Source organism: Streptomyces sp. GESEQ-4, assembly GCF_017948455.1.
GTDB lineage: Bacteria > Actinomycetota > Actinomycetes > Streptomycetales > Streptomycetaceae > Streptomyces.
Map to the genome: position 1 here is coordinate 533,188 of NZ_JAFFSU010000002.1, position 21,437 is coordinate 554,624.

Consider the following 21,437-nt stretch of genomic DNA (forward strand, 5'->3'; position numbering starts at 1 on the left):
CTCAGTCCGTCGGCGGCAGTTCGCCCGAGCCGCGGGTGATCAGCCGGGTCGGGAGCTCGATGCGCTCCGGGACGACCAGCGAGCCGTCCAGCTGGCGGAAGAGACGCTCGGCCGCGGTACGGCCGAGGGTGGCGGCGTCCTGCGCGACGACCGTGACGCCCGGCTGCAGCAGATCGGCGAGCTCGATGTCGTCGAACCCGACCAGGGCGACCCGGCGGGACTGCTCGGCGAGCACCCGGACCACGGTGACCGTCACCCGGTTGTTGCCCGCGAAGATCGCGGTGACGGGAGAGGGGCCGGAGAGCATCTCCTCGGCCGCGCGGCGCACCCGCTCGGGGTCGGTCACGCCCAGCGACATCCACGACTCCTCGACCGATATCCCCGCGTCCTCCATGGCCGCCCGGTAGCCGCGCAGCCGCTCGGCGGCCGTGTGGATGCGGGGCATGTCGCCGATGAAGCCGATCCGGCGGTGCCCGTGGCCGATGAGGTGGGCCACACCGTCGCGGGCGCCGCCGTAGCTGTCCGACAGCACCACATCGGCGTCGATCTTCCCGGCCGGACGGTCCACGAACACGGTGGCCACGCCCGCCCGCAGCTCGGGCTCCAGATAGCGGTGGTCGTCACCTGCCGGGATGACCAGCAGCCCGTCCACCCGCCGTGCGCACAGCGCCAGCACCAGCTCCTGCTCACGGTCCGGGTCCTCCGCGCTGGAGCCGTTGATGAGCAGGGCACCGTGCGCGCGGGCCACCTCCTCGACCGCGCGGCTGAGCGGACCGTAGAACGGGTCAGCGAGGTCCTCCAGGACCAGGCCGATGCTCGCCGTGCGGCCCTTGCGCAGCACCCGCGCGCTGTCGTTGCGGCGGAAGCCCAGCGCGTCGATGGCCTCCTGGACGCGGCGCTCCGTCTCCGGGGTGACTCCCGGCTCCGCGTTGACCACGCGCGAGACGGTCTTGAGTCCGACTCCCGCACGCGCCGCCACGTCCTTCATGGTCGGACGATTGCCGTAGCGGTTCCCGGGGATGCGGTCTGCGAGGCGATCTGCACGGCGGCTGGTCTCGGGCACGGTGCGGTGTCCTGTCCTGTCGTCCACGGGGATGCGTCGGGCCATGGGTATGTATGAGGATGTGGCGTCGAGCATAGAGCCTGGACAACGTTGTCAGATGCGGGAGAGACTGTCCACCGCAATCTCCGGCCTACGTCCCCACCGTGAGACCGGCCCGCCCTTTTCCCGTGGTTGACGGGGAGAACCGATCCTTGACCGGGAGATCAGACACAGATGCACACCGACTTCGTGGCTGCGCTCGACATCGGCGGCACCAAGATCGCCGGAGCGCTGGTGGACGGCCACGGCAGCATCCTGGTGCGTGCCCAGCGCGCGACTCCGGCACAGGAGGACGGCGACACCGTGATGGCGGCCGTCGAGGAGGTGCTCGGCGAACTGACCGCGTCCGAGCTGTGGGGACGGGCCACCGCGCTCGGTATCGGCAGCGCGGGACCGGTGGACGCCTCCGCGGGCACGGTGAGCCCGGTGAACGTGCCCGGCTGGCGCGACTACCCGCTCGTACGGCGGGTGCGGGCCGCCGCCGGAGGGCTGCCCGTCGAGCTGATCGGCGACGGAGTGGCGATCACCGCGGCCGAGCACTGGCAGGGCGCCGCCCGCGGCCACGACAACGCGCTGTGCATGGTCGTCTCCACGGGGGTCGGCGGCGGCCTGGTCCTCGGCGGCCAGCTGCATCCCGGGCCGACCGGCAACGCGGGCCACATCGGGCACATCAGCGTGGATCTCGACGGCGACGACTGCCCGTGCGGTTCGCGCGGCTGTGTGGAGCGCATCGCGAGCGGCCCGAACATCGCGCGGCGCGCCCTCGAAGGCGGCTGGAGTCCGGGCCCCGACGGTGACACCTCCGCCGCCGCGGTGGCCGCCGCCGCCCGCGAGGGCGACCCCGTCGCCGTGGCCTCCTTCGAACGCGCCGCCCAGGCCCTGGCCGCCGGCATCGCGGCCACCGCGACCCTCGTCGAGATCGACATCGCCGTCGTCGGCGGGGGCGTCGGCAAGGCGGGCGATGTGCTCTTCACGCCGCTGCGCAAGGCGTTGAGCGACTACGCGACGCTCTCCTTCGTACAGCGCCTGACCGTGGTGCCGGCACAGATGGGGACCGACGCCGGACTGGTGGGCGCTGCCGCCGCCGCACTCGCCAAGCGGCCGGACGCGGCCGCTGCGGGCGTGTGAAGCGGCGCCTCGGCAGGAACGTTCACTCGGCGGCCGGGCTCCCAGGAGGGAGCACGGCCGCCGAGTCGTCGTACGGGCGGGCGGCAGGGTCAGCAGCTCAGCTGAGTGAGGCGGGGCCTCGCAGGAACGTCCACTCGGCGGCCGGCCCGGGGGGAGGGCTCGGCCGCCGAGGTGTCTCGCAGGCGGGTGGCATGGGTGCGACCCGCCGCCGGGATCAGCAGCTCAGCTGTGCGTCCGCCCAGTCCGCGTGGTCGGAGTCGATGCCGTCGCCGCCGTCGGTGACGACGAGGCGGATCAGCTGGGCGCCCGTCACATCGGCGGTGAGCGGCTGGGCGGGCATCGCGTTGGTGAGGACGCCGGTCGAGGCGGCCTTGGTGCCGTCCGTCCAGATCTCGAAGGCGACCGTCCCGTTCGCCCCCTTCTCGTCGTCGACACCGACGTCCGCGGTCACCGTCTCGCACGCACCGCCGGCGTAGTACTCGACGGCGCTCTCGGCGTGCACACCGAGCCCCTTCGCGTACGCCACCCCGCCGATGGTGATCGGGTTGCCGTCGCCCGCCTCGCTCTCCCCGTTGCTGGTGTTGCGCTCGACCGGGCCCCATCCGTTGGCGGCCGACAACCACGGAACGTCACCCAGTGCGGACGTCCCCGAGGGCGGCGGCACCACCACCGACACGGCGATCGGCACCGCGCTGTCGACGCGGACACCGGCCGGGGAGCGGTAACTCGCCTTGAGCGTCAGGTCGTACGACCCGGAGGGCGTCCCTGATGGGGCGGTGACGGACCACTTGGTGCGCAGCGCACGGCCGGTCGGCAGGGAGGCGGTGGTCGTCGGTGACGTGGCCCTGACGGTCCAGCCCTCGGGACCGGTCAGCGCGACGGAGACGCGCTTGGCCGACGTGCGTCCCAGGTCGGTGACGGTGGACGTCAGTGCGGCCGGCTCACCCGCCTCGACCAACGGGCTGCCGTCCAGGCCGAGTTCGACGGCCGGCGGGTACTTGGCCCAGCGCGGGTCGGGCGCGACCCGGACGAGGACCGTGCCGTGCGCCGGGACGGTGGCCGAGATGGTGCCCGCGGTGTTGTAGCTCTTGTGCTGCCACAGGTCGCGCAGGGTGTAGGCGCCGGCCTCGGGCAGGCCGACGGCCTTCGCGGTCGTCGAGACGCGCTGGGCGCTGCCGGTCTCGTTGAAGAGCGCCACCGCGCGGCTGCCGTCCCGCATCTCCTTGGCGACGACCCAGCGTCCGCCCTCCGACGACACGACCGCGCCCTGCTTGCCCAGCGGGTCCTGGTCGACCGCGATGACCTCCTTGTTGCCGAGGATCTCGAAGGTCGCGTCGGAGGCCTCGCGCAGGTCGGAGCCGATCAGCAGAGGCGCGGCCATGATCGACCAGAGCGAGAAGTGCGAGCGGTACTCGGTGTCCGTCATGCCGCCATTGCCGACCTCCAGCATGTCGGGGTCGTTCCAGTGCCCGGGACCGGCGTACTGCGCGAGCGGCAGGTTCTGTTTGAGAATCGACAGCATCGACCCCCAGGTGTCGCTGATGTCGCCGGTCGTACGCCACAGATGTCCGACGTCCGACGCCCACTCCCAGGGCTTGTTCTGGCCCCATTCGCAGATGCTGTAGACGATGGGCCGCCCGGTGGCCTTGAGGGCGTCGCGCATGGTCGTGTAGCGCAGTTTCGCGTCCACGCCCTGGTTGTTGCAGTTGTCGTACTTCAGGTAGTCGACGCCCCAGTCCGCGAACTGCTGGGCGTCGCTGTACTCGTGGCCCAGCGCGCCCGGGAAGCCGATGTTGCTGCAGGTCTTGGTGCCCGCGCTCGTGTAGATGCCGAACTTGAGCCCCTTGGAGTGCACATAGTCCGCGACGGCCTTGATGCCGTTCGGGAAGCGGACCGGATCGGGGACGAGCTTGCCGTTCGCGTCGCGCTCCGGCAGGGCCCAGCAGTCGTCGAGGTTGACGTATTCGTACCCGGCGTCCTTGAGTCCCTTCTCGACGAAGATGTCCGCGATCCCCTTGACCATGGATTCGTTGAACTCGGCGCGGCAGTGCGTGGAGTTCCAGTTGTTGAAGCCCATCGGCGGAGTGAGGGCGAGGCCGTCGGCCACGGCGGGGGCCGCGCTGTGGGCGTCCTCGGCGGCGTGGACGGGTGCGGCGAGGCCCGCCGTGCACAGGAGTCCTGCCGTGAGTGCTCCGACCACTCTTCTGCGGGTTGTGCGGGTGTGAAGGTGACGCATCGTTACGTTCCTCCGAACCAGCGAAAGGTGGGATGACGGCATGCACGCGTCATCAGTGCGTTCACGGTAGGACGTGTCGGAGTCTGTTGGAAGATGCGCGTTCGATGGTGTGGGTCTGTGTTCAGCCACTCGAGAAACGGCGTGCGAGGTCGCGCAGCGAGGCCGCCGCGTCGGCCACCTGATCCCGCGGCATCGTGGAGCCCGCCATGCCGCCCAGCCGCTCCATGTCCTCGGCGAGGTGCAGGTGTTCACGGGCGGCGTGCTCACGGCAGGGCAGGCAGGTAACACTCTCCGGGCGCGCGGAGGTCATCGCGTACGGCACACGCAGGCCGCATCCGGCGGTGACGGTGCTCGGGATGTCGCCGGCGAGAGCGAACGTGGACGCCAGGATGTTGCGCGTGGCGGCGCTGTTGTGCAGCACCTTCGCGTCGACGTGGATGTGCCGGTCCTGCTCGTCCATCCGCCCTCCTTGGCGTGGCCGCCCTTGTCGTGGCCGTCACGGCAGAGCGTGCCAGTTGGGGATGGATGCCATCCGTTCCGGTTCCCTCGGGAAGGGGTGCGTGACCCCGGCCCGGTCCGCGCAGTTGAGCGGGGCATGAAGAAGCGCAGCATGCTCGCCATCGCCTCCCTTGCCACCGGATTCGTCGTCGCGGCTGTGTCGCCGTCCCAAGCCCACGGCGACGATCCCGCCGCGCCCAGCGGTCCGGCTGCTCCCGACCGTCCGGCCGCCCCCGGCGACTCGGCCGTTCTCCACGGTCCGGCCGTACTGCACGGTCCGGCTGTTCTCGGCGGCACCCCGGCCGTGGTTCACAGTCCGGCCGTCGTCGACGTCGACGAGACCATGGGCACCGTCGACCCGTTCCTCGCCCGGGAGTTCCGTATGGCCCTGGACGACACCCCGCACGGGCAGAAGGGCAAGGGCAAGATCGGCTGACGAGGCCGACGGCCGGAGCGCGACGCCGGTGTCCCCGCGGTCGGGGCCACCGGCGTCCTGCGTCGGTGCGCCCTCAACGGGAGCTGGTTTTGGTGGCAGGGTGGAGCGGGCAAGCCACAGGGGGCCAACAGAAGAGGGGGAACCGTGATCGTCTGGATCAACGGTGCGTTCGGTGCGGGGAAGACCACCACCGCACGGGAACTGATCGACCTGATCCCGAACAGCACGCTCTTCGACCCCGAGGTCATCGGCGGAGCACTCACTCACCTGCTCCCGCCCAAACACCTCGCCGAGGTCGGTGACTACCAGGATCTGCCGATCTGGCGGCGGCTGCTGATCGACACGGCGGCCGCGATGCTCGCCGAACTCGGCGGCACGCTGGTGGTCCCGATGACCCTGCTGCGCCAGGACTACCGCGACGAGATCTTCGGCGGACTCGCCGCACGCCGGATCAGTGTCCGGCATGTGCTCCTCGCCCCGGCGGAAACGATCCTGCGCGAACGAATAGCCGGGCGGGAGGTCCCGCCCGACCTGCCCGACGGTGAGATGCGCATACGGCAGTGGTCGTACGACCACATAGAGCCGTACCGAGCCGCCCTCGCGTCCTGGCTCACCGCGGACGCCCACCTCGTCGACACCGGCGCCCTCACCCCGTACGAGACCGCGGTCCGTATCGCCGACGCGGTGAGCAGGGGGAGCGTTCCGGTATGTGACATCGTCCAAACCCCGGAACCCACCGCCGAGACGGTCGCCGCCGGCGTCCTCCTCTTCGACGAACACGACCGGGTCCTGCTCGTCGACCCCACCTACAAGGCAGGCTGGGAGTTCCCCGGCGGTGTCGTCGAACCCGGTGAGGCGCCCGCGCGCGCGGGCATGCGCGAGGTCACCGAGGAGACCGGCATACGGCTCGACGACGTCCCCCGCCTCCTCGTCGTGGACTGGGAACCCCCCGCTCCGCCCGGCTACGGCGGCCTCCGCCTCCTCTACGACGGCGGCCGCCTCGACTCCACCGAGGCCCACCGCCTCCTCCTGCCCGGCCCCGAACTGCGCGACTGGCGCTTCGCCACCGAAACGGAGGCCGCCGACCTGCTCCCACCCGTCCGCTACGAGCGACTCCGGTGGGCGCTGCGCGCACGGGAACGCGGAGCGGCGCTGTACCTGGAGGCCGGAATTCCGACACCGTGACTTGCGTCGTTACGGGCCTGGGGGACATCGCCCGGTGGCTCAGCTGCCCGCGTAATTGCGCAGGAACAGTGCCTCCGCCACCGAGAGCCGCTCCAGTTCCTGCGGGGACACGCTTTCGTTCACGGCGTGGATCTGGGCCTCTGGCTCGCTTAGGCCGATGAGCAGGATCTCGGCGTTCGGGTAGAGGGCGGCGAGGGTGTTGCAGAGGGGGATGGAGCCGCCCTGGCCGGCGTACTGCATGTCCTGGCCCGGGTAGGCCACCGCCATCGCGTCCGCCATCGCCTGGTACGCCGGGCTGCTCGTGTCGGCGCGGAAAGCCTGGCCTCCGCCGACCTGCTCGGAGTGCAGCCGGGCGCCCCACGGCGTGTGGGCCTCCAGGTGAGCCTGGAGCAGCTTGGTGGCGTCGGCCGTGTCCACGCCCGGCGGCACCCGCAGGCTGATCAGCGCGCGGGCGCTCGCGTGCACGGACGGGGTGGCGCCGACGACCGGCGGGCAGTCGATGCCGAGGACGGTGACGGCCGGGCGTGCCCAGAGGCGGTCGGCGACCGTGCCGGAGCCGATCAGCTCTACGCCGTCCAGCACCTTGGCGTCCGTGCGGAACTGCTCCTCGTCGTAACTCAGCCCGTCCCACGACGACTCGTCGGTGAGCCCGTCGACCGTCGTCGAACCGTCCTCCGCGCGCAGCGAGTCCAGTACGCGGATCAGCGCGCCCAGCGCGTCGGGCGCGGCCCCGCCGAACTGGCCGGAGTGCAGGTTGCCTTCGAGCGTGTCGATGCGGACGCGGACCAGGGTCATGCCGCGCAAGGTGGAGGTGACCGTCGGCAGACCGACGCGGAAGTTGCCCGCGTCGCCGATGACGACGGTGTCGGCCGCCAGGAGCTCCGGGTGTTCCTCGGCGTACCGCTCCAGTCCGCCCGTACCCATCTCCTCCGAACCCTCGGCGATCACCTTGACGTGGACGGGTATGCCGCCGTTCGCCTTGAGCGCGCGCAGCGCGAGCAAGTGCATGATCACGCCGCCCTTGCAGTCGGCGGCCCCGCGCCCGTACCAGCGCCCGTCACGCTCGGTCAGTTCGAAGGGCGGCGTGGTCCACGCGGCCTCGTCGAGCGGCGGCTGTACGTCGTAGTGGGCGTAGAGGAGCACCGTCTTCGCGCCCTCGGGGCCGGGCAGATAGCCGTACACGGACTGCGTGCCGTCGGGGGTGTCGAGCAGGGCCACGTCCTGGAAGCCCTCGGCGCGCAGCGCGTCGGCGACCCAGTTCGCGGCGCCCTCGCTCTCGCTCTTCGGGAACTGGTCGAAGTCCGCCACCGACTTGAACGCCACCAGTTCGGTGAGCTCCGCCCGCGCCCTGGGCATCAGCGAGGCGACGGTCTCGGCGACCGGATTCGACGACATGGGCACGCTCCTTGTGGGTGCGACGTTATGACAGGTAAGTGCTGTGATCCTCCCACAGCGGCCTCGGACGACGGCCGCCGTAGGATGCGGGAGACAGGTGCGGCAGCGGCTTGATCGGGAGCAGTAGACCATCGTGAGCAGCGAGAACTCTTCGGCGGACGACGTGCGGCAGGTGTGGGACGTCGTCGTGGTGGGCGCGGGACCCGCGGGGGCCTCGGCCGCGTACGCGGCGGCGGTCGCGGGGCGCCGCGTCCTGCTGCTGGAGAAGGCCGAACTGCCGCGCTACAAGACATGCGGCGGCGGCATCATCGGCCCCTCGCGCGACTCCCTGCCGCCCGGCTTCGAGCTGCCGCTGCGGGACCGGGTGCACGCGGTCACGTTCTCCAGCAACGGGCGCTTCACGCGTACACGCCGCTCCAAGCAGATGCTGTTCGGCCTGATCAACCGCGCCGAGTTCGACCAGCAGCTCGTCGAGCACGCGCAGAAGGCGGGCGCCGAGCTGCGTACGGGCGTCACGGTGGCACGGGTCGAGCAACACGGGTCGGCGGTGCCGGACCGGCGTACGGTCGCCGTCGTCCTGCAGGGCGGCGAGACGCTGCTCGCGCGTTCGGTCGTGGGGGCCGACGGCAGCGCCAGCCGCATAGGGGCGCACGTCGGCGTGAAGCTCGGCCAGGTGGATCTGGGCCTGGAGGCGGAGATCCCGGTGCCCGAGACCGTCGCCGAGGACTGGAAGGGGCGGGTGCTCATCGACTGGGGGCCCCTGCCCGGCAGTTACGGGTGGGTGTTCCCCAAGGGGGACACCCTGACCGTCGGGGTCATCTCGGCGCGGGGTGAGGGCGCGGCGACGAAGCGGTACCTGGAGGACTTCGTCGGGCGGCTCGGGCTCGCGGGGTTCGAACCCAGCATCTCCTCCGGCCACTTGACGCGCTGCCGCGCCGACGACTCGCCGCTGTCGCGCGGGCGGGTGCTGGTGTGCGGGGACGCGGCGGGGCTGCTCGAGCCGTGGACGCGCGAGGGCATCTCGTTCGCGCTGCGGTCGGGGCGGCTCGCGGGGGAGTGGGCGGTGCGGATCGCCGAGGCGAACGACGCGGTGGACACCCGGCGCCAGGCCCTGAACTACGCCTTCGCCATCAAGGCCGGGCTGGGCGTGGAGATGGCGGTCGGCAAGCGGCTGCTGACCGTGTTCGAGCGGCGCCCCGGTCTCTTCCACGCGGCGCTGACCGGCTTCCGGCCCGCCTGGAAGGCGTTCACGGACATCACGCGCGGAGCGACGTCGCTGGGCGAGATGGTCCGCTCGCATCCGATGGCCCAGCGCGCCCTGACCGCGCTGGACCGCCGGCCCGTCGGTGGGGAGGCCGGCGAGGTCAGCTCTTGACCGTGATCCGGAACACGGGGTGGTCGGGCGCGATGCGCCGCAACTCCTCGTCGGACGAGTCGGGGCCCACGCCCTTGAAGAACACACCGACCTCGGCCTTCCAGCGCTTGAGGTAGGCGCGCAGCAGCGGGGGCTTGTCGTCGTCGGCGACCTCGGTCGCGGTGAACGTCTCCACGTTCTTCCCGAGCCGCAGTTCACCGCCGCCCGCGGCCCGCATGTTGTGCGTCCACTGGACGTGGCCGCGGGGTGCGACGAGGTACTGCGTGCCGTCCACCGTGAGCAGGTTGACCGGTGTCGTGCGCCACTCGCCGCTCTTGCGTCCGCGGACGGCGAGGACCCGGGAGCCCCAGACGCTGAGCCCGCGGCGCGTCATCCAGGCCACGGCGCGGTTGAAGACGTTGACGGTGAACCAGCCGGGCTTCTGGACGTGGGTGGACGTGGACATCTGGGCCCCCAGGGACGTTGTGGGTGAGCGGTGCTCGCTTGGGTGAGCGCCGATCGTGATTGTGAGCACTGCTCTCGCTTCACTCGGAAGTCTGCCCGAGATCGGTGATCCAAAGCAAGAGCACTGCTCTCTTTTGTGTGTGCCGCTCTTTTCTGCGTTCCCCGCTCTTGTTTGTGTGCACTGCTCCGAAAACGTGGAACACTCCTTCGCATGAGCACCGCACAAGGAGCCCGCGCCCGAGCCAGGATCGAGGTCACCGCCGCCATCAAGGACGAGGCGCGCAGACAGCTCGCGGCCGAAGGCGCCGCCAAGCTCTCGCTGCGCGCCGTGGCCCGCGAACTCGGCATGGCGTCCTCCGCGCTCTACCGCTACTTCCCGAGCCGCGACGACCTGCTCACCGCCCTCATCATCGACGCCTACAACTCGATGGGCCAGAGCGCGGAGGCGGCCCACGAGAAGGTCGCGGACGCCGGGCCCGCACAGCGCTGGGTCACGGTGTGCGAGGCGGTACGCGCGTGGGCGCTGGGGCATCCGCACGAGTACGCGCTGATCTATGGTTCGCCGGTCCCCGGCTACACCGCGCCCGACGACACCGTCCCCGCCGCATCCCGGGTCGCCCTCGTCTTCATCGGCATCCTCCGCGATGCCTACCATGGCCTCGGCCTCGCCAAGCCGCCGCTGCCCGCCGAACTGCGCGCCGAGGCCGAGCGGATGACGGCCGACATCGCGCCCGACCTGCCCCCCGAGACGGTCAACGCACTCGTCGCGGCCTGGGCCCAGCTGTACGGGCTGGTCGGGTTCGAGTTGTTCGGCCAGTTCAACCGGGTCGTGGAGGATCGCGCGACGTTCTTCCGGCATGCGGTGGGTCAACTCGCCCATGGGGTGGGCTTGGTGTAGTCGTCTGCGGGTCCGTTGTGGCTGGTCGCGCAGTTCCCCGCGCCCCTATCGGGGCGCTGTCGATCCGTAGCCGACTTAGCCGAGGCCACTTAGAGGGGCTACGGCACCGGCACCACCAGCGCCGGCAGCAGTTCCGGGTCCTGGCGCAGGATCCGCTCGTGCAGTGATCGCAGCGCGGGCCCCGGATCCGCGCCCATCGCCTCGGCGAGGCGTTGCCGTGCGGCCTCGTATGCGGTGAGCGCGTCGGTCGGCCGGCCGGTGCGGCACAGGGCCAGCATCAGCAGCTCGACGAGGCGCTCGCGCAACGGGTGGGCGGCCACGAGCCGGACGAGTTCGTGGACGTACTCGAAGGACTGGCCGAGTTCGATCGCTCCGGCGAGCCGGGCTTCGAGGACGGTGAGCCGTTTCTCGGCCCAGCGCAGTCGCTCCGCGGCAAGGTAGGGCGCCTGCAGGCCCTCGGCGAAGTCGCCGCGCCACAATTCCTCGGCACGCCGGGCCAGTTCACCGGCCTGCCGCAGCTCGCCCGCGTCCCGTGCCGCCAGGGCCTGGTCGACCAGGCGGCGCCGTTCGCGCAGGTCGTCGGCCTCGACGCCGGTGAGCAGGTATCCGGTGCCGGTCCACGACAGCTCCGGCCCGTCCCCGAGCGCGCGGCGCAGACCGGAGACGTACTTCTGCACCAGGTTGCGCACATGCACCGGCGGCGTCCCGCCCCACACGGCCTCGACCAGGCCGTCGTAGGACAAGGGGCGCCCCTCCTGGAGCAACAGGACGGCGAGCACCGCGCGTTGTTTCGGTGGGCCGAGCGGGATCTCCACGCCGTCGCGCAACGCGCGCAGTGGGCCGAGCAGTTCGCAGCGCAGGGCGGGTGAAGCCGCCGTCGTCGCCGTGTGCGGGCCGCGCGCAGTCCCCGTTGTCCCCATGCGTCGAGCGTAACGCGCACCCCGTCTTCCAGCGGATCTTCCAGCGGGCCTTCCAGCGGCCCGGCCGACGGTGTGGGAGCACACCAGCCTCCGCAGAAAGGCGACTTCATGCTCACTCGGCTCGGCCGACTCGCCGTGCGGTACAGCCGTGCCGTGCTGATCGGCGCGGTTCTCGTCCTCCTCGGCCTAGGCGCGTACGGCGCGGGCGCCCAGGACGACCTCGACCTCTCGGGGTGGAGCGCCCCCGGCACCGAGTCCGTGCACGCGGGTGACCGGCTGCGCGACGACTTCGGCACCGGCAACCCCAATCTCGCCCTGCTCGTCACGGCCCGCGACGGCGACGTGGACAGCGCACGCACCGAACGGGCGGCCCGCGAACTGACCGCCGAGGTAGAGCAGTTGCCGCTCGTCACGGACGTCACCGCCTACTGGGACGCCGGCAGCCCCGCCCTGCGCGGCGAGAACGGACGCCGCGCCCTGATCCTGGCCCACCTCGAAGGCACCCCCACCGAGATCCGTGCGGAACTCGGCACACTGTCACCCCAGTTGACCCGCACCACACCCGAACTCGACGTCCGCGCAGGCGGCCAGGAGGAGATCTCCCGGCAGGTGAGTGAGCAGGCACGCACCGACTTCCTGCGCGCGGAGGCCTTCGCGCTGCCCGCCGTACTCCTTCTGCTGATCCTCGTCTACCGGCGCACCACGGCCGCCCTGCTGACCGTCGGAGTCGGCCTGTTCGCGGTCCTCGGCACCCTCGCCGGACTGCGTCTGCTCGCGCGCTTCACCGAGGTGTCGACGTTCGGCGCGAACCTGGCACTCGTACTCGGCCTCGGACTCGGCGTCGACTACAGCCTGTTCGTGATCAACCGCTACCGCGAGGAACGTACGGCTGGCCGGGATCAACAGGCGGCGGTGGTCAGGGCGACCGCCGTGGCCGGGCGGACCGTCGTGTTCAGCGGCGTCACGGTCGCGGTGTCGCTGTGCGCGCTGCTGGTGTTCCCGTTCTTCTTCCTGCGGTCGTTCGCGTACGCCGGTGTCCTCGTCGTGCTCATCGCGGTGGCCGGAGCCGTGCTCCTCCTCCCTGCCGCGCTCGGACGCTGGGGTCACCGGGTGGAGCGTCCCACGGCACCCGCCTCCGGTTTCTGGCACCGCACGGCCCTCGCCGCCATGCGCCGCCCGCTCCTCGCCGGCGCCGGCGTCCTCACGATCCTGCTTGTCGCCGCCTCACCCCTGCTCGGCCTGCGCTTCGGCCTCCCCGACGAGCGCACGCTCCCCGAGGGCACGTCCTCGCGCACCACCTCCGAGATCGTGCACCGCGAGTTCGCCGCCGAACCCACGGACACCGTCCAGGTCGTCCTCGGCGAGCCGGCCGACACGCGCGCGTACGCCGCCGAACTCTCCCGTCTCCCGGGCGTGTTCCAGGTCGACGCACCCGAAGGGACCTACCGCGAGGGAGTGCGCACCGCACCCGCCGGCCAGGACCGGCTGAGGGCACCCGACGGAAGCGTGCGCCTGGCCGTCGTACCCACCCAGCAGGCCATGTACGGAGACGTCCCCGCCTTCGTCGAACGCGTCAGGGACACCCCGGCCCCCGCTCCCGCCCTGGTCGGCGGCTACCCGGGCGAGATGGCCGACTTCCGCTCCACGTTGCTCGACCGGCTCCCGCTCGCGATCGGGATCGTGCTGGTGGCGACGTACGTGATCCTCTTCCTGATGACCGGGAGCGTGCTGCTGCCCGCGAAGGCGACCGTGCTGAATCTGCTCAGTCTGTCGGTGATGTTCGGCTGTCTGGTGTGGGTCTTCCAGGACGGGCATCTGTCCGGGCTTCTCGGCTTCACCCCGACGGGCTCGATCGAGCCGAGCATCCCGGTACTGATGTTCTGCGTGGCGTACGGGCTGTCCATGGACTACGAGGTGTTCCTGCTCGCACGGATCAAGGAGGAACATGACCGCACCGGCGACACCGAGCAGGCCGTCGGCGAGGGCATCCGGCGCAGCGCGCCGCTGATCACCGCCGCGGCCGGGATCCTGGCGCTGTCGTTCCTGTCGTACGCCACCGGAGGCGTCGTCTTCCTCAAGGAACTCGGCATCGGGACCGCCCTGACGATCCTCGTCGACGCCACCCTCATCCGGGTCGTGCTGCTGCCGGTGACGATGCGGCTGGCGGGGCGGGCGAACTGGTGGGCGCCGAGGCGGCTGCGCCGGCTGCGGGTACGGGAGGAAAAGGCGGAGGAGGACGTACTTCGCGGGGAGTACGTGTGATCACCCCGTCCGGCTGACGTCGCAGGTGGTGCGTGGCGTCTAGCGTTGCGGACATGGACAGGCTTGGGGTACGCGGTGGAGGTCCGCCGCCGTTGTGGCGGTATGGGCCGCCGTGGGCGCACCGCTGGGACGACGAGGAGCGGGGGGCCCAGTGGCCCTGGCGTTCCACCGTGGCGCTCACCGTGTTCGTGCTGGTCGGCTCGGGCTTCGCGGCCGAGGCGCAGGTCGACGAACGCGCGGCGCTCGACCCCTTCGCGCGGGCGCTGCTGGGCGTGGCCTGTGTCGTGCTGCTGTGGCGGAAGCGGTATCCGGTCGCCGTGGTCTTCGGGACGGCGACGGCCGCGATGGTCTACTTCGGTGCCGGGTATCCGTACGGGCCGATCTTCCTGGCCGTGGCCCTGGCCTGCTTCGGCGCCATCGTCACGGGGCACCGGCGGGCCGCCTGGGCGGCCGTGGGGATGCTCTGGATCGGGCATGTGCTGATCGCGCACTGGCTGTATCGCTGGCTGCCGCCGTCCGGGGACGGGCCTCAGCCCTGGGGGACGGAAGGCGTCGTCGCCGCCTGGGTCGTCGCCATCGTGGCGCTGGCCGAGCTGGTCAAGGTCCGGCGGGAGCAGTGGGCCCGGGAGCGGGCCGAGCGCGCCCAGGCGGCGAAACGGCGTGCCGACGAGGAGCGGCTGCGGATCGCGCGCGAGCTGCACGACGTCCTCGCGCACAGCATCTCGGTCATCAACGTCCAGGCGGGCGTCGGTCTCGCGCTCCTCGACTCCGACCCCGAGCAGGCGCGCACGGCGCTCAGCACCATCAAGGCCGCCAGCAAGGAGGCGCTCGGCGAGGTCCGCCAGGTCCTCGACACGCTCCGCACGCCGGGTGACGCGCCGCGCGCCCCGGCACCCGGCCTCGACCGGCTGCCCGAACTGGTGGAGCAGGCGGCGAGCGCGGGCCTCTCCGTCGAGGTCGAGGGCGAGTCCCGGCCGCTGCCGCCCGGCGCGGACCTCGCCGCGTTCCGTATCGTCCAGGAGGCCCTCACCAATGTCGTACGGCACTCGGGCTCGCGGCACGCGCGCGTGCACCTCGATCACGGGGCCGGGGCGCTACGGCTGCGGATCGACGACGACGGGCCCGCGACCGGCGCCGACGCGGGCGGCAGCGGCAACGGACTGGCCGGAATGCGGGAGCGGGCCGCGGCCCTCGGTGGCACGATCGAGGCGGGACCGCGCGACGACGGCGGATTCCGTGTGCTGGCGGTGCTGCCGCTCAACGCCAAGGAGGACGACCGGTGATCCGCGTACTGCTCGCCGACGACCAGTCGCTGGTCCGCGCAGGCTTCAAGGCGCTGCTCGACGCCCAGCCGGACATCGAGGTCGCCGGGGAGGCCGCTGACGGTGAGGAGGCACTGCGCATGGTGCGCGAACTGCGCCCCGACGTCGTCCTCATGGACATCCGCATGCCCAAGCTCGACGGACTGGCCGCGACCCGTCGTATCACCGACGAAGCCGAGCTGAAGGACGTCAAGGTCGTCATGCTCACCACCTTCGAGCTCGACGAGTACGTCTTCGAGGCGATCCGCTCCGGCGCCTCCGGCTTTCTGGTCAAGGACACCGAGCCGGAGGAACTGCTGCGCGCCGTACGGGCGGTGGTCGGAGGCGACGCGCTGCTCTCGCCGGGCGTGACACGCCGCCTGATCGCCGAGTTCGCCGCCCGCTCCAAGGAGCCCGCGGCCGCCGACGCCCTCGGTGAACTCACCGAGCGGGAACGGGAGGTGATGGCGCTGGTCGGCATCGGCCTGTCCAACGACGAGATCGCCCGCCGCCTGGTCGTCAGCCCGCTCACCGCGAAGACCCACGTCAGCCGCACGATGGTGAAGCTGGGCGCCCGGGACCGCGCCCAACTCGTCGTGCTGGCCTACGAGTCGGGGCTGGTGCGGCCGGGCTGGCTGGGCTGAGGCGACTGCCGGAAGCGGAGCAGCACACTGACGACACGGGCGACGAAGAGCACCGGCGCGACCACGAGCCCGGTGCGCAGCAGCAACGTCTCCAAGCCGCCGGGCAGTTCGAAAAGCAGCGCCGGACCGGCGAAGGCCCCGAAGACGACAGCCGCCGCGAACGCCCCGCTGAACAACGCGTACCCGATCTCGACGGTGATCGCGTCCCGCTGCGCCTGACTACGCCGCCCCCCGTTTTCACTCATCCGCGCAGTCTCACAGGCGCGCGCCCGACGGAGCAAGCAGCTCCGCCGGGCAGCGCCCGGTAAGGGGCGCGGGGAACTGCGCGACCAGCCACAACGGACCCGCAGACGACCCACGGCCCATCGCGGCCCAGCCAGCGCAGCGACTAGTCACGCACGGACACGCGCTCCACCTCCCGCGCGGCGGACTGGGCAACCACCACGGACTGCCGCGCACGACGCGCGGGCCGCACCCCGGTGAGCGTGATCAGCAACCCGGCGACGGCGATGCCCGTCACGACGACCAGGCCGGGCCGGTAGCTGTCGAGGACGGCCTGCGGGGTGGCGTTCTCGGGAGCGCCCGCGGTCACCACCGCCGTCACGACGGCCAGGAAGATCGCGCCGCCCACCTGGACCGAGGTGTTGAGCAGACCGGAGACCATGCCCTGCTCGTGGTCGTCGACACCGTTCGTGGCCTGGATGTTGAGCGAGGGGAAGACCAGCGCGCAGGCCGCGCCGATGAGCAGCATCGACGGCAGGATCACGGCGGCGTACACGGGGTCGAGGTCGACCTGGAGGAACAGGGCGTACCCGACGACCATCAGCCCGAAGCCCACCGGGAGAAGCCGCTGGGTGCCGAACCGGTCGACGATCGAGCCCATCTTCGTCGCGGACAGCGCCACGAGCGCGCCCGCGGGCAGGAAGGCGAGCGCGGTGTGCAGCGCCGACCAGCCGAGCAGCGACTGCATGTACAGGGTGACCAGGAACTGGAAGCTGACGTACGACCCGAAGAAGAGCATCGCGCCGAGCTGGGCGCGGATCTGGATGCCGGAGCGCAGCACGCCGAGCCGGACGAGCGGGCCCGGCGAGCGCCGTTCGACCAGGACGAACACGGTGAGGAGCACGGCGACGGCGAGGAAGGACAGCAGCGTACGGGCCGATGTCCAGCCGACCTCCGGTGCCTGGACGACGGTGAAGACGAGCAGCAGCATGGACGCGGTGCCGAGGATGGCGCCGGGGATGTCGTAGCCGTTGTGGTCCTTCTCGCGGGCGCTGCGCGGCAGCAGCTTCAGGCCCGCGATCAGGGCGATCAGGGCGATGGGCGCGGGCAGCAGCATGGTCAGGCGCCAGCTGGCCTCGGTGAGCAGACCGGACAGCACCAGGCCCATGGAGAAGCCGGTGGCCGCGCAGGTGGTGTAGATGGACAGGGCCCGGTTGCGCAGCGGGCCCTCGGGGAAGGTCGTGGTGATGATCGACAGGCCGGCGGGCGCCGTGAACGCCGCGCTCAGGCCCTTGATGAAGCGGCTGGCGATCAGCAGCGGGCCAGAGTCGACGAGCCCGCCGAGCAGTGAGGCGAGCGCGAAGACACCCAGGGCGATCAGGAAGACCTGGCGCCGGCCCAGCAGGTCGGCGGTGCGTCCGCCGAGCAGCAGCAGGCCGCCGTATCCCAGGATGTAGCCGCTGACGATCCACTGCAGTGTCGAGGTGGACAGACCGAGATCGGCGCCTATGGACGGCAGGGCGACACCGACCATCGACACGTCCAGCGCGTCCAGGAACATCGCGGCGCAGAGCACCAGCAGGGTGCCCCAAAGCCGGGGCGTCCAGCGTCCGTCGGACGTGGGTGTGGTGAGCGGAGAGGTCATGCGGGAGACACTACATGCGCATGCATCGAATGCAAGCGCATTTAATTCCGATGCAACAAAGCCGTTTCTCTGCTACGGTGCCGCGCTATGGCGGCGAAGAAGCCCGAACAGGCGCTCGTGGAACAGTGGCGCGACATGCTCGCACTCCATGCCCGAACACAGTGCGAACTCGACCGCGCTCTCCACCGACACGGCCTGTGCGCAAGCGACTTCGAGGTACTCGACGTCCTGGCCGAGGCACGCGCGGTGGACGGTGGCACCTGTTCCTACCGCGTCCAGGAGATCTCCGAGCGGGTCCATCTCACCCAGAGCGCACTGTCCCGGCTGGTCGCCCGGCTCGAGAAGGACGGCCTCGTCGAGCGCGGCATGTGCCCGGAGGACCGGCGGGGCGTCAAGGTGGCCCTCACCCCGAAGGGGCGCTCGCTGCACGGCGAGGTGCTGCCGGTGCAGCGCGAGGTGCTGACGCGCATGCTCGCCGGGCACGGCGCCACCTGACGGCGGCTCAGCTCCATGTGACGGCGGACTTCTCCCGCCACAGCGCGGCGAGCGAGGCGTCGCCGGTGACGGCGGGGAACGGCAGCCGGTTCCAGAGCGACAGGTAGATCCGAGCGGCTGGCCCACTGATCTCGCAGTCGGCGGCGCTCGCCTCCGCGGCATCGTCGCGGGTGGCCGCGGGCGGCTCCGGAGACAGTCGTACGGTCCACACCGCGCCGTCCGTGTCCGTCGCCCGCACCCGCAGCACCCGGGGTTCATCGGTGCGCACCCTGCTCTTGGGGCGGGTGTGGAAGGCGAGCAGCAGCTCGTCGATGCCGTCGACCGCGAAGGCGGGGGCGATCTCGGACGGCGTACCGCCGCGGGCCGCCTCGGCGTCGAAACGGTGCACCGTGGTCTCGTGCGCCTGCCTGCGCGCCCAGAACGCGAGCGGCGACGGCGCGGGCATGAAATGCCAGCACTTCACGTCGGGATCCGCGTGGGAGAGGGTGCTGACGAGATGCCGGTGCCCGTCCCGGAACCAGGTCACGAGCTCGGCGCCGTCGAGGTCGGGCAGGCCGCCGTCGGGGTGATAGGAGGGGTACCCCTCGTTGACGAACCCCGCCGCCCAGCGGTGCACCATCCCCGTGTGCCGCAGCAGATCCCGCACCTGCCAGTCCGGGCACGTCGGCACCTTCACGTCGGTGCCGGCCTCCGCGGCGGCCGAGGCCAGCAGCTGGCCCTCCCAATCCAGGATCCGTACGAACTCGGCTGTCTCCATGCGCCGAGTGTGCCGTATGGAGTGCGGTCGAAGTGAAGAGCGCGGAGGCTGGAGACCGGGCCGCCGGGTTCCCCGGTGACCCGGCGCGTGGACCTTAGGCTGCCCTCGGCCCCGTCGGGGCTTCGCGGAACGGAGGAGTACCGATGGGCGAGCGCGAGCAGGACGAGGCACTGGCCCGGGAGCAGCGGCGGCACTGGCAGCGCACATACGCCGGCCATCCCGACCTGTACGGCGACGAGCCGTCCGCCCCCGCGGTGTACGCCGCCGAGCTCTTCCGGCGGGCGGGCGCACACGAGGTGCTGGAGCTGGGCGCGGGGCACGGACGGGACGCCCTGTACTTCGCCCGCGAGGGCTTCGCCGTGCACGCCACGGATTTCAGCGCCGAGGGTCTGGAGCAACTGAGCGCCCGGGCGGCCGGATCCGGCCTGTCCGTGTCGACGACGGTCCACGACGTACGCGAGCCGCTGCCGCTGCCCGACGCCTCCGAGGACGGGGTGTTCGCCCACATGCTGCTGTGCATGGCCCTGTCCACCGAGGAGATCCACGCCCTCGTCACCGAGGTACGCCGCGTGCTGCGCCCCGGCGGTGCCTTCGTCTACTCCGTCCGCCACATCGGCGACGCCCACTACGGCGCCGGCGTCTCCCACGGCGACGACATCTTCGAGCACGGCGGCTTCGCGGTGCACTTCTTCGACCGCACGCTGGTGGAGGAGCTGGCGGAGGACTGGGAAGGCGTCGACGTGTACGCCTTCGAGGAGGGCGAACTGCCGCGCCGGCTGTGGCGGGTGACGCAGCGACTGCCGGGGTGAGAGTCTCTGCTTGAGATACTCCGGCCATGGACACAAACGCGCAGGTGAACGCGGTGCCGCTAGGTGGGACGGCGGGCCGTCCCATGGCATGGACCCTGCGTCCCGCTGAGCCGGCGGATGTCGAGGCGATCGCGGAGCTGCGGGCGACGGTGATGCGCCCGGATCTGGAGCGGCTGGGACGGTTCGACGAGCATCGGGTCCGGCAGCGGCTGCGGGACTCCTTCTCCCCGCGGCACACCTCGGTCATCGTGGCCGAGGGCGCCTTCGCGGGCTGCGTCACCGTGCGTCCGGCCGAGGACGGGCGGTGGCTGGAGCACTTCTACCTCGCTCCGCGTCTCCAGGGCCGAGGGCTCGGGTCGGCCGTCCTGCGCACACTGCTGCGGCGGACCGACGCCGACCAGATGCCCGTCCGCCTGAACGTCCTGCGGGGCAGCGCCGCCCGCCGGCTGTACGAGCGCCACGGGTTCACCGTAGAAGCTCAGGACCCGATCGATCTCTACTTGGTGCGGCAGCCGGGTGGTGGCGCCCTCGGGACGCGTCCTGCCGGAACGCCCAGCTGATTCTCGGTTCCACGGCGAAGCGGAAGACCTGCCGTACGGGCGGGGTGCACAGCACGGTGACGACACCGGCCGCCACCACGGTGACGGCGATGGCGCCCAGCGGCCCATGGACCCAGGCGGGGTCGTACCAGCCCCAGAACTTGGAGCCCTGAGCCACGAACCCGTGCAGCAGATAGCCGTACAGCGTGCCCGCGCCCAGCATGGTGAACCACATGCGCCGCCCCGGCACCCAGGCGAGGAAACAGGCGACCAGGAGCATCGAGCAGCCGAAGGTGACCAGCGTCATCATGGGCCCGTACCAGGCCGGTGCGCCGAGTTCCGGGGCGCTGTCACGGTGGTAGAACCAGGCACTGGTCATCCGGGGCACCGCCCAGTACGCCGCGACGAACGCGCACAGGAACACCGGCACGGCCGCGATCCGCACCTCGCGCCGCCGGACCAGGCGGAAGTGCTCGGGCTTCAGAGCCAGGCCCAGCACGAAGTACGGCAGGAACTGCAAGGTGCGTTGCAGATCGAGGTCGTTGCCGATGCTCGGCCCCAGGGTCGCCAGCATCGCGACGGCGAGCGCGACCGGCAGGGGCCGGCGCACCGACCGCCACAGCGGCGTGGTCAGCCGCCAGATGACCAACGCCACCAGGAACCACGTCAGATACAGGGGATCCAGCAAGGTCACCGGACGGTCCGGCACCTGGTCGGTCCACCTGGTGAAGAGGGTGTACGCCGTCTCGAACACGACGTACGGGACGATCAGGCCGGTCACCAGCCGTTTGAGCTGCTCCGGGCGCGCGTCGAAACCACGCGAGAAATAGCCGGAGATGACGATGAACGCCGGCATGTGGAAGGCGTACACGAGCGTGTAGAGCGCCATGACGGTCCGGCTTCCGTCACGCAGCGGCTCCCAGGCGTGCCCCATCGCGACCAGCACGATGGCCAGATACTTGGCGTTGTCGAAGAACGCGTCGCGCTGCTTGGTCCCTTCGCGCGCCGGAGCCTCGTCGCGGTCGCGTGCGGCGTCCGTGGCTCTTGCTCTTACGGGCGTGACTGGTGTGACGAAGCGGCGCGACATCTCGTGCGCCTCACCGATTCGTCGCGACGCAAACCTCTCGATACGAGGAGCAGTGCCGA

21 protein-coding genes are annotated in these 21,437 nt (G+C 71.3%); 11 read left to right on the forward strand and 10 right to left on the reverse strand.

The window, feature by feature from the left end:
* Position 1 precedes the first annotated feature (1 nt).
* Positions 2-1,108: a LacI family DNA-binding transcriptional regulator gene (locus KCH48_RS07665; RefSeq protein ID WP_210571371.1), complete on the reverse strand. Its 1,107-nt coding sequence runs from the start codon at positions 1,106-1,108 to the stop codon at positions 2-4.
* A gap of 168 nt (positions 1,109-1,276) precedes the next feature.
* Between KCH48_RS07665 and KCH48_RS07670 the strand changes: the two genes are divergently transcribed.
* Positions 1,277-2,230, forward strand: coding sequence for an ROK family protein (locus tag KCH48_RS07670; RefSeq protein WP_210571372.1), 954 nt, complete (start codon positions 1,277-1,279; stop codon positions 2,228-2,230).
* A gap of 214 nt (positions 2,231-2,444) precedes the next feature.
* Here the strand turns inward: KCH48_RS07670 and KCH48_RS07675 are convergent, their stop codons facing one another.
* Both KCH48_RS07675 and KCH48_RS07680 read right to left on the reverse strand, forming a co-directional pair.
* Positions 2,445-4,466, reverse strand: a complete 2,022-nt coding sequence (locus KCH48_RS07675; RefSeq protein WP_210571373.1) for an NPCBM/NEW2 domain-containing protein — start codon at positions 4,464-4,466, stop codon at positions 2,445-2,447.
* Positions 4,467-4,587: 121 nt separating this feature from the next.
* On the reverse strand, positions 4,588-4,926 hold the full coding sequence (locus tag KCH48_RS07680; protein ID WP_210571374.1) for a hypothetical protein: 339 nt from the start codon (positions 4,924-4,926) through the stop codon (positions 4,588-4,590).
* 135 nt (positions 4,927-5,061) lie between these two features.
* On the opposite strand from KCH48_RS07680, the gene KCH48_RS07685 reads away from it, so the two are divergent.
* Both KCH48_RS07685 and KCH48_RS07690 read left to right on the forward strand, forming a co-directional pair.
* Positions 5,062-5,400 (forward strand): hypothetical protein, encoded by a 339-nt coding sequence (locus tag KCH48_RS07685; protein ID WP_210571375.1) that lies wholly within the window; start codon positions 5,062-5,064, stop codon positions 5,398-5,400.
* A gap of 144 nt (positions 5,401-5,544) precedes the next feature.
* Positions 5,545-6,585 (forward strand): NUDIX hydrolase, encoded by a 1,041-nt coding sequence (locus KCH48_RS07690; protein ID WP_210571376.1) that lies wholly within the window; start codon positions 5,545-5,547, stop codon positions 6,583-6,585.
* Positions 6,586-6,624: 39 nt separating this feature from the next.
* Here the strand turns inward: KCH48_RS07690 and KCH48_RS07695 are convergent, their stop codons facing one another.
* A complete protein-coding gene (locus KCH48_RS07695; RefSeq protein WP_210571377.1) occupies positions 6,625-7,980 on the reverse strand; it encodes a dipeptidase in 1,356 nt (451 codons plus the stop codon).
* Positions 7,981-8,113: 133 nt separating this feature from the next.
* Here KCH48_RS07695 and KCH48_RS07700 point away from each other — a divergent pair, with 133 nt between their 5' ends.
* Positions 8,114-9,355: a geranylgeranyl reductase family protein gene (locus KCH48_RS07700; RefSeq protein WP_210571378.1), complete on the forward strand. Its 1,242-nt coding sequence runs from the start codon at positions 8,114-8,116 to the stop codon at positions 9,353-9,355.
* Here KCH48_RS07700 and KCH48_RS07705 read toward each other — a convergent pair.
* Positions 9,345-9,800 (reverse strand): nitroreductase family deazaflavin-dependent oxidoreductase, encoded by a 456-nt coding sequence (locus KCH48_RS07705; RefSeq protein WP_210571379.1) that lies wholly within the window; start codon positions 9,798-9,800, stop codon positions 9,345-9,347. The genes KCH48_RS07700 and KCH48_RS07705 overlap by 11 nt on opposite strands.
* Positions 9,801-10,010: 210 nt before the next feature.
* On the opposite strand from KCH48_RS07705, the gene KCH48_RS07710 reads away from it, so the two are divergent.
* Positions 10,011-10,697: a TetR/AcrR family transcriptional regulator gene (locus KCH48_RS07710; RefSeq protein WP_210571380.1), complete on the forward strand. Its 687-nt coding sequence runs from the start codon at positions 10,011-10,013 to the stop codon at positions 10,695-10,697.
* 98 nt (positions 10,698-10,795) lie between these two features.
* Here KCH48_RS07710 and KCH48_RS07715 read toward each other — a convergent pair whose 3' ends face one another.
* Complete coding sequence (locus tag KCH48_RS07715) at positions 10,796-11,617, reverse strand: AfsR/SARP family transcriptional regulator (RefSeq protein ID WP_210571381.1); 822 nt, start codon at positions 11,615-11,617, stop codon at positions 10,796-10,798.
* A 108-nt stretch (positions 11,618-11,725) separates the two neighbouring features.
* Here KCH48_RS07715 and KCH48_RS07720 point away from each other — a divergent pair, with 108 nt between their 5' ends.
* The 3 genes from KCH48_RS07720 to KCH48_RS07730 are packed head-to-tail and all read left to right on the forward strand — an operon-like array spanning position 11,726 to position 15,824.
* Positions 11,726-13,879 carry an MMPL family transporter gene (locus tag KCH48_RS07720; protein ID WP_210571382.1) on the forward strand — a complete coding sequence of 718 codons (2,154 nt, stop codon included), beginning with the start codon at positions 11,726-11,728 and terminating at the stop codon, positions 13,877-13,879.
* A gap of 53 nt (positions 13,880-13,932) precedes the next feature.
* Positions 13,933-15,162, forward strand: a complete 1,230-nt coding sequence (locus KCH48_RS07725; protein ID WP_210571383.1) for a sensor histidine kinase — start codon at positions 13,933-13,935, stop codon at positions 15,160-15,162.
* Positions 15,159-15,824 carry a response regulator transcription factor gene (locus KCH48_RS07730; protein ID WP_210571384.1) on the forward strand — a complete coding sequence of 222 codons (666 nt, stop codon included), beginning with the start codon at positions 15,159-15,161 and terminating at the stop codon, positions 15,822-15,824. The genes KCH48_RS07725 and KCH48_RS07730 overlap by 4 nt, the downstream gene beginning before the upstream one ends.
* Here KCH48_RS07730 and KCH48_RS07735 read toward each other — a convergent pair.
* Positions 15,785-16,069: a DUF6332 family protein gene (locus KCH48_RS07735; protein WP_210571385.1), complete on the reverse strand. Its 285-nt coding sequence runs from the start codon at positions 16,067-16,069 to the stop codon at positions 15,785-15,787. The genes KCH48_RS07730 and KCH48_RS07735 overlap by 40 nt on opposite strands.
* Positions 16,070-16,212: 143 nt before the next feature.
* Positions 16,213-17,691: an MFS transporter gene (locus KCH48_RS07740; protein WP_210571386.1), complete on the reverse strand. Its 1,479-nt coding sequence runs from the start codon at positions 17,689-17,691 to the stop codon at positions 16,213-16,215.
* A gap of 87 nt (positions 17,692-17,778) precedes the next feature.
* Between KCH48_RS07740 and KCH48_RS07745 the strand changes: the two genes are divergently transcribed.
* Complete coding sequence (locus tag KCH48_RS07745) at positions 17,779-18,186, forward strand: MarR family winged helix-turn-helix transcriptional regulator (RefSeq protein WP_210571387.1); 408 nt, start codon at positions 17,779-17,781, stop codon at positions 18,184-18,186.
* A 7-nt stretch (positions 18,187-18,193) separates the two neighbouring features.
* Here the strand turns inward: KCH48_RS07745 and KCH48_RS07750 are convergent, their stop codons facing one another.
* The gene (locus KCH48_RS07750) at positions 18,194-18,943 is read right to left on the reverse strand and encodes a maleylpyruvate isomerase family mycothiol-dependent enzyme (RefSeq protein ID WP_210571388.1); all 750 of its coding nucleotides are present in this window, start codon (positions 18,941-18,943) and stop codon (positions 18,194-18,196) included.
* Between the two features lie 143 nt (positions 18,944-19,086).
* Between KCH48_RS07750 and KCH48_RS07755 the strand changes: the two genes are divergently transcribed.
* Positions 19,087-19,752: a class I SAM-dependent methyltransferase gene (locus KCH48_RS07755; RefSeq protein WP_210571389.1), complete on the forward strand. Its 666-nt coding sequence runs from the start codon at positions 19,087-19,089 to the stop codon at positions 19,750-19,752.
* 83 nt (positions 19,753-19,835) lie between these two features.
* The gene (locus KCH48_RS07760) at positions 19,836-20,312 is read left to right on the forward strand and encodes a GNAT family N-acetyltransferase (RefSeq protein ID WP_210571506.1); all 477 of its coding nucleotides are present in this window, start codon (positions 19,836-19,838) and stop codon (positions 20,310-20,312) included.
* Here KCH48_RS07760 and KCH48_RS07765 read toward each other — a convergent pair.
* Complete coding sequence (locus tag KCH48_RS07765; RefSeq protein WP_210571390.1) at positions 20,218-21,378, reverse strand: acyltransferase family protein; 1,161 nt, start codon at positions 21,376-21,378, stop codon at positions 20,218-20,220. The two genes, KCH48_RS07760 and KCH48_RS07765, sit on opposite strands and share 95 nt — an antisense overlap.
* Positions 21,379-21,437: the final 59 nt, after the last annotated feature.

Excerpts from the sequence above, each read along its gene's own strand:
- KCH48_RS07665 (WP_210571371.1), bottom strand. The coding sequence starts at position 1,108 with ATGGCCCGACGCATCCCCGTGGACGACAGGACAGGACACCGCACCGTG.
- KCH48_RS07670 (WP_210571372.1), top strand. The coding sequence starts at position 1,277 with ATGCACACCGACTTCGTGGCTGCGCTCGACATCGGCGGCACCAAGATC.
- KCH48_RS07675 (WP_210571373.1), bottom strand. The coding sequence starts at position 4,466 with ATGCGTCACCTTCACACCCGCACAACCCGCAGAAGAGTGGTCGGAGCA.
- KCH48_RS07680 (WP_210571374.1), bottom strand. The coding sequence starts at position 4,926 with ATGGACGAGCAGGACCGGCACATCCACGTCGACGCGAAGGTGCTGCAC.
- KCH48_RS07685 (WP_210571375.1), top strand. The coding sequence starts at position 5,062 with ATGAAGAAGCGCAGCATGCTCGCCATCGCCTCCCTTGCCACCGGATTC.
- KCH48_RS07695 (WP_210571377.1), bottom strand. The coding sequence starts at position 7,980 with ATGTCGTCGAATCCGGTCGCCGAGACCGTCGCCTCGCTGATGCCCAGG.
- KCH48_RS07705 (WP_210571379.1), bottom strand. The coding sequence starts at position 9,800 with ATGTCCACGTCCACCCACGTCCAGAAGCCCGGCTGGTTCACCGTCAAC.
- KCH48_RS07710 (WP_210571380.1), top strand. The coding sequence starts at position 10,011 with ATGAGCACCGCACAAGGAGCCCGCGCCCGAGCCAGGATCGAGGTCACC.
- KCH48_RS07715 (WP_210571381.1), bottom strand. The coding sequence starts at position 11,617 with ATGGGGACAACGGGGACTGCGCGCGGCCCGCACACGGCGACGACGGCG.
- KCH48_RS07720 (WP_210571382.1), top strand. The coding sequence starts at position 11,726 with ATGCTCACTCGGCTCGGCCGACTCGCCGTGCGGTACAGCCGTGCCGTG.
- KCH48_RS07725 (WP_210571383.1), top strand. The coding sequence starts at position 13,933 with ATGGACAGGCTTGGGGTACGCGGTGGAGGTCCGCCGCCGTTGTGGCGG.
- KCH48_RS07735 (WP_210571385.1), bottom strand. The coding sequence starts at position 16,069 with ATGAGTGAAAACGGGGGGCGGCGTAGTCAGGCGCAGCGGGACGCGATC.
- KCH48_RS07740 (WP_210571386.1), bottom strand. The coding sequence starts at position 17,691 with ATGACCTCTCCGCTCACCACACCCACGTCCGACGGACGCTGGACGCCC.
- KCH48_RS07745 (WP_210571387.1), top strand. The coding sequence starts at position 17,779 with ATGGCGGCGAAGAAGCCCGAACAGGCGCTCGTGGAACAGTGGCGCGAC.
- KCH48_RS07750 (WP_210571388.1), bottom strand. The coding sequence starts at position 18,943 with ATGGAGACAGCCGAGTTCGTACGGATCCTGGATTGGGAGGGCCAGCTG.
- KCH48_RS07755 (WP_210571389.1), top strand. The coding sequence starts at position 19,087 with ATGGGCGAGCGCGAGCAGGACGAGGCACTGGCCCGGGAGCAGCGGCGG.
- KCH48_RS07760 (WP_210571506.1), top strand. The coding sequence starts at position 19,836 with ATGGCATGGACCCTGCGTCCCGCTGAGCCGGCGGATGTCGAGGCGATC.
- KCH48_RS07765 (WP_210571390.1), bottom strand. The coding sequence starts at position 21,378 with ATGTCGCGCCGCTTCGTCACACCAGTCACGCCCGTAAGAGCAAGAGCC.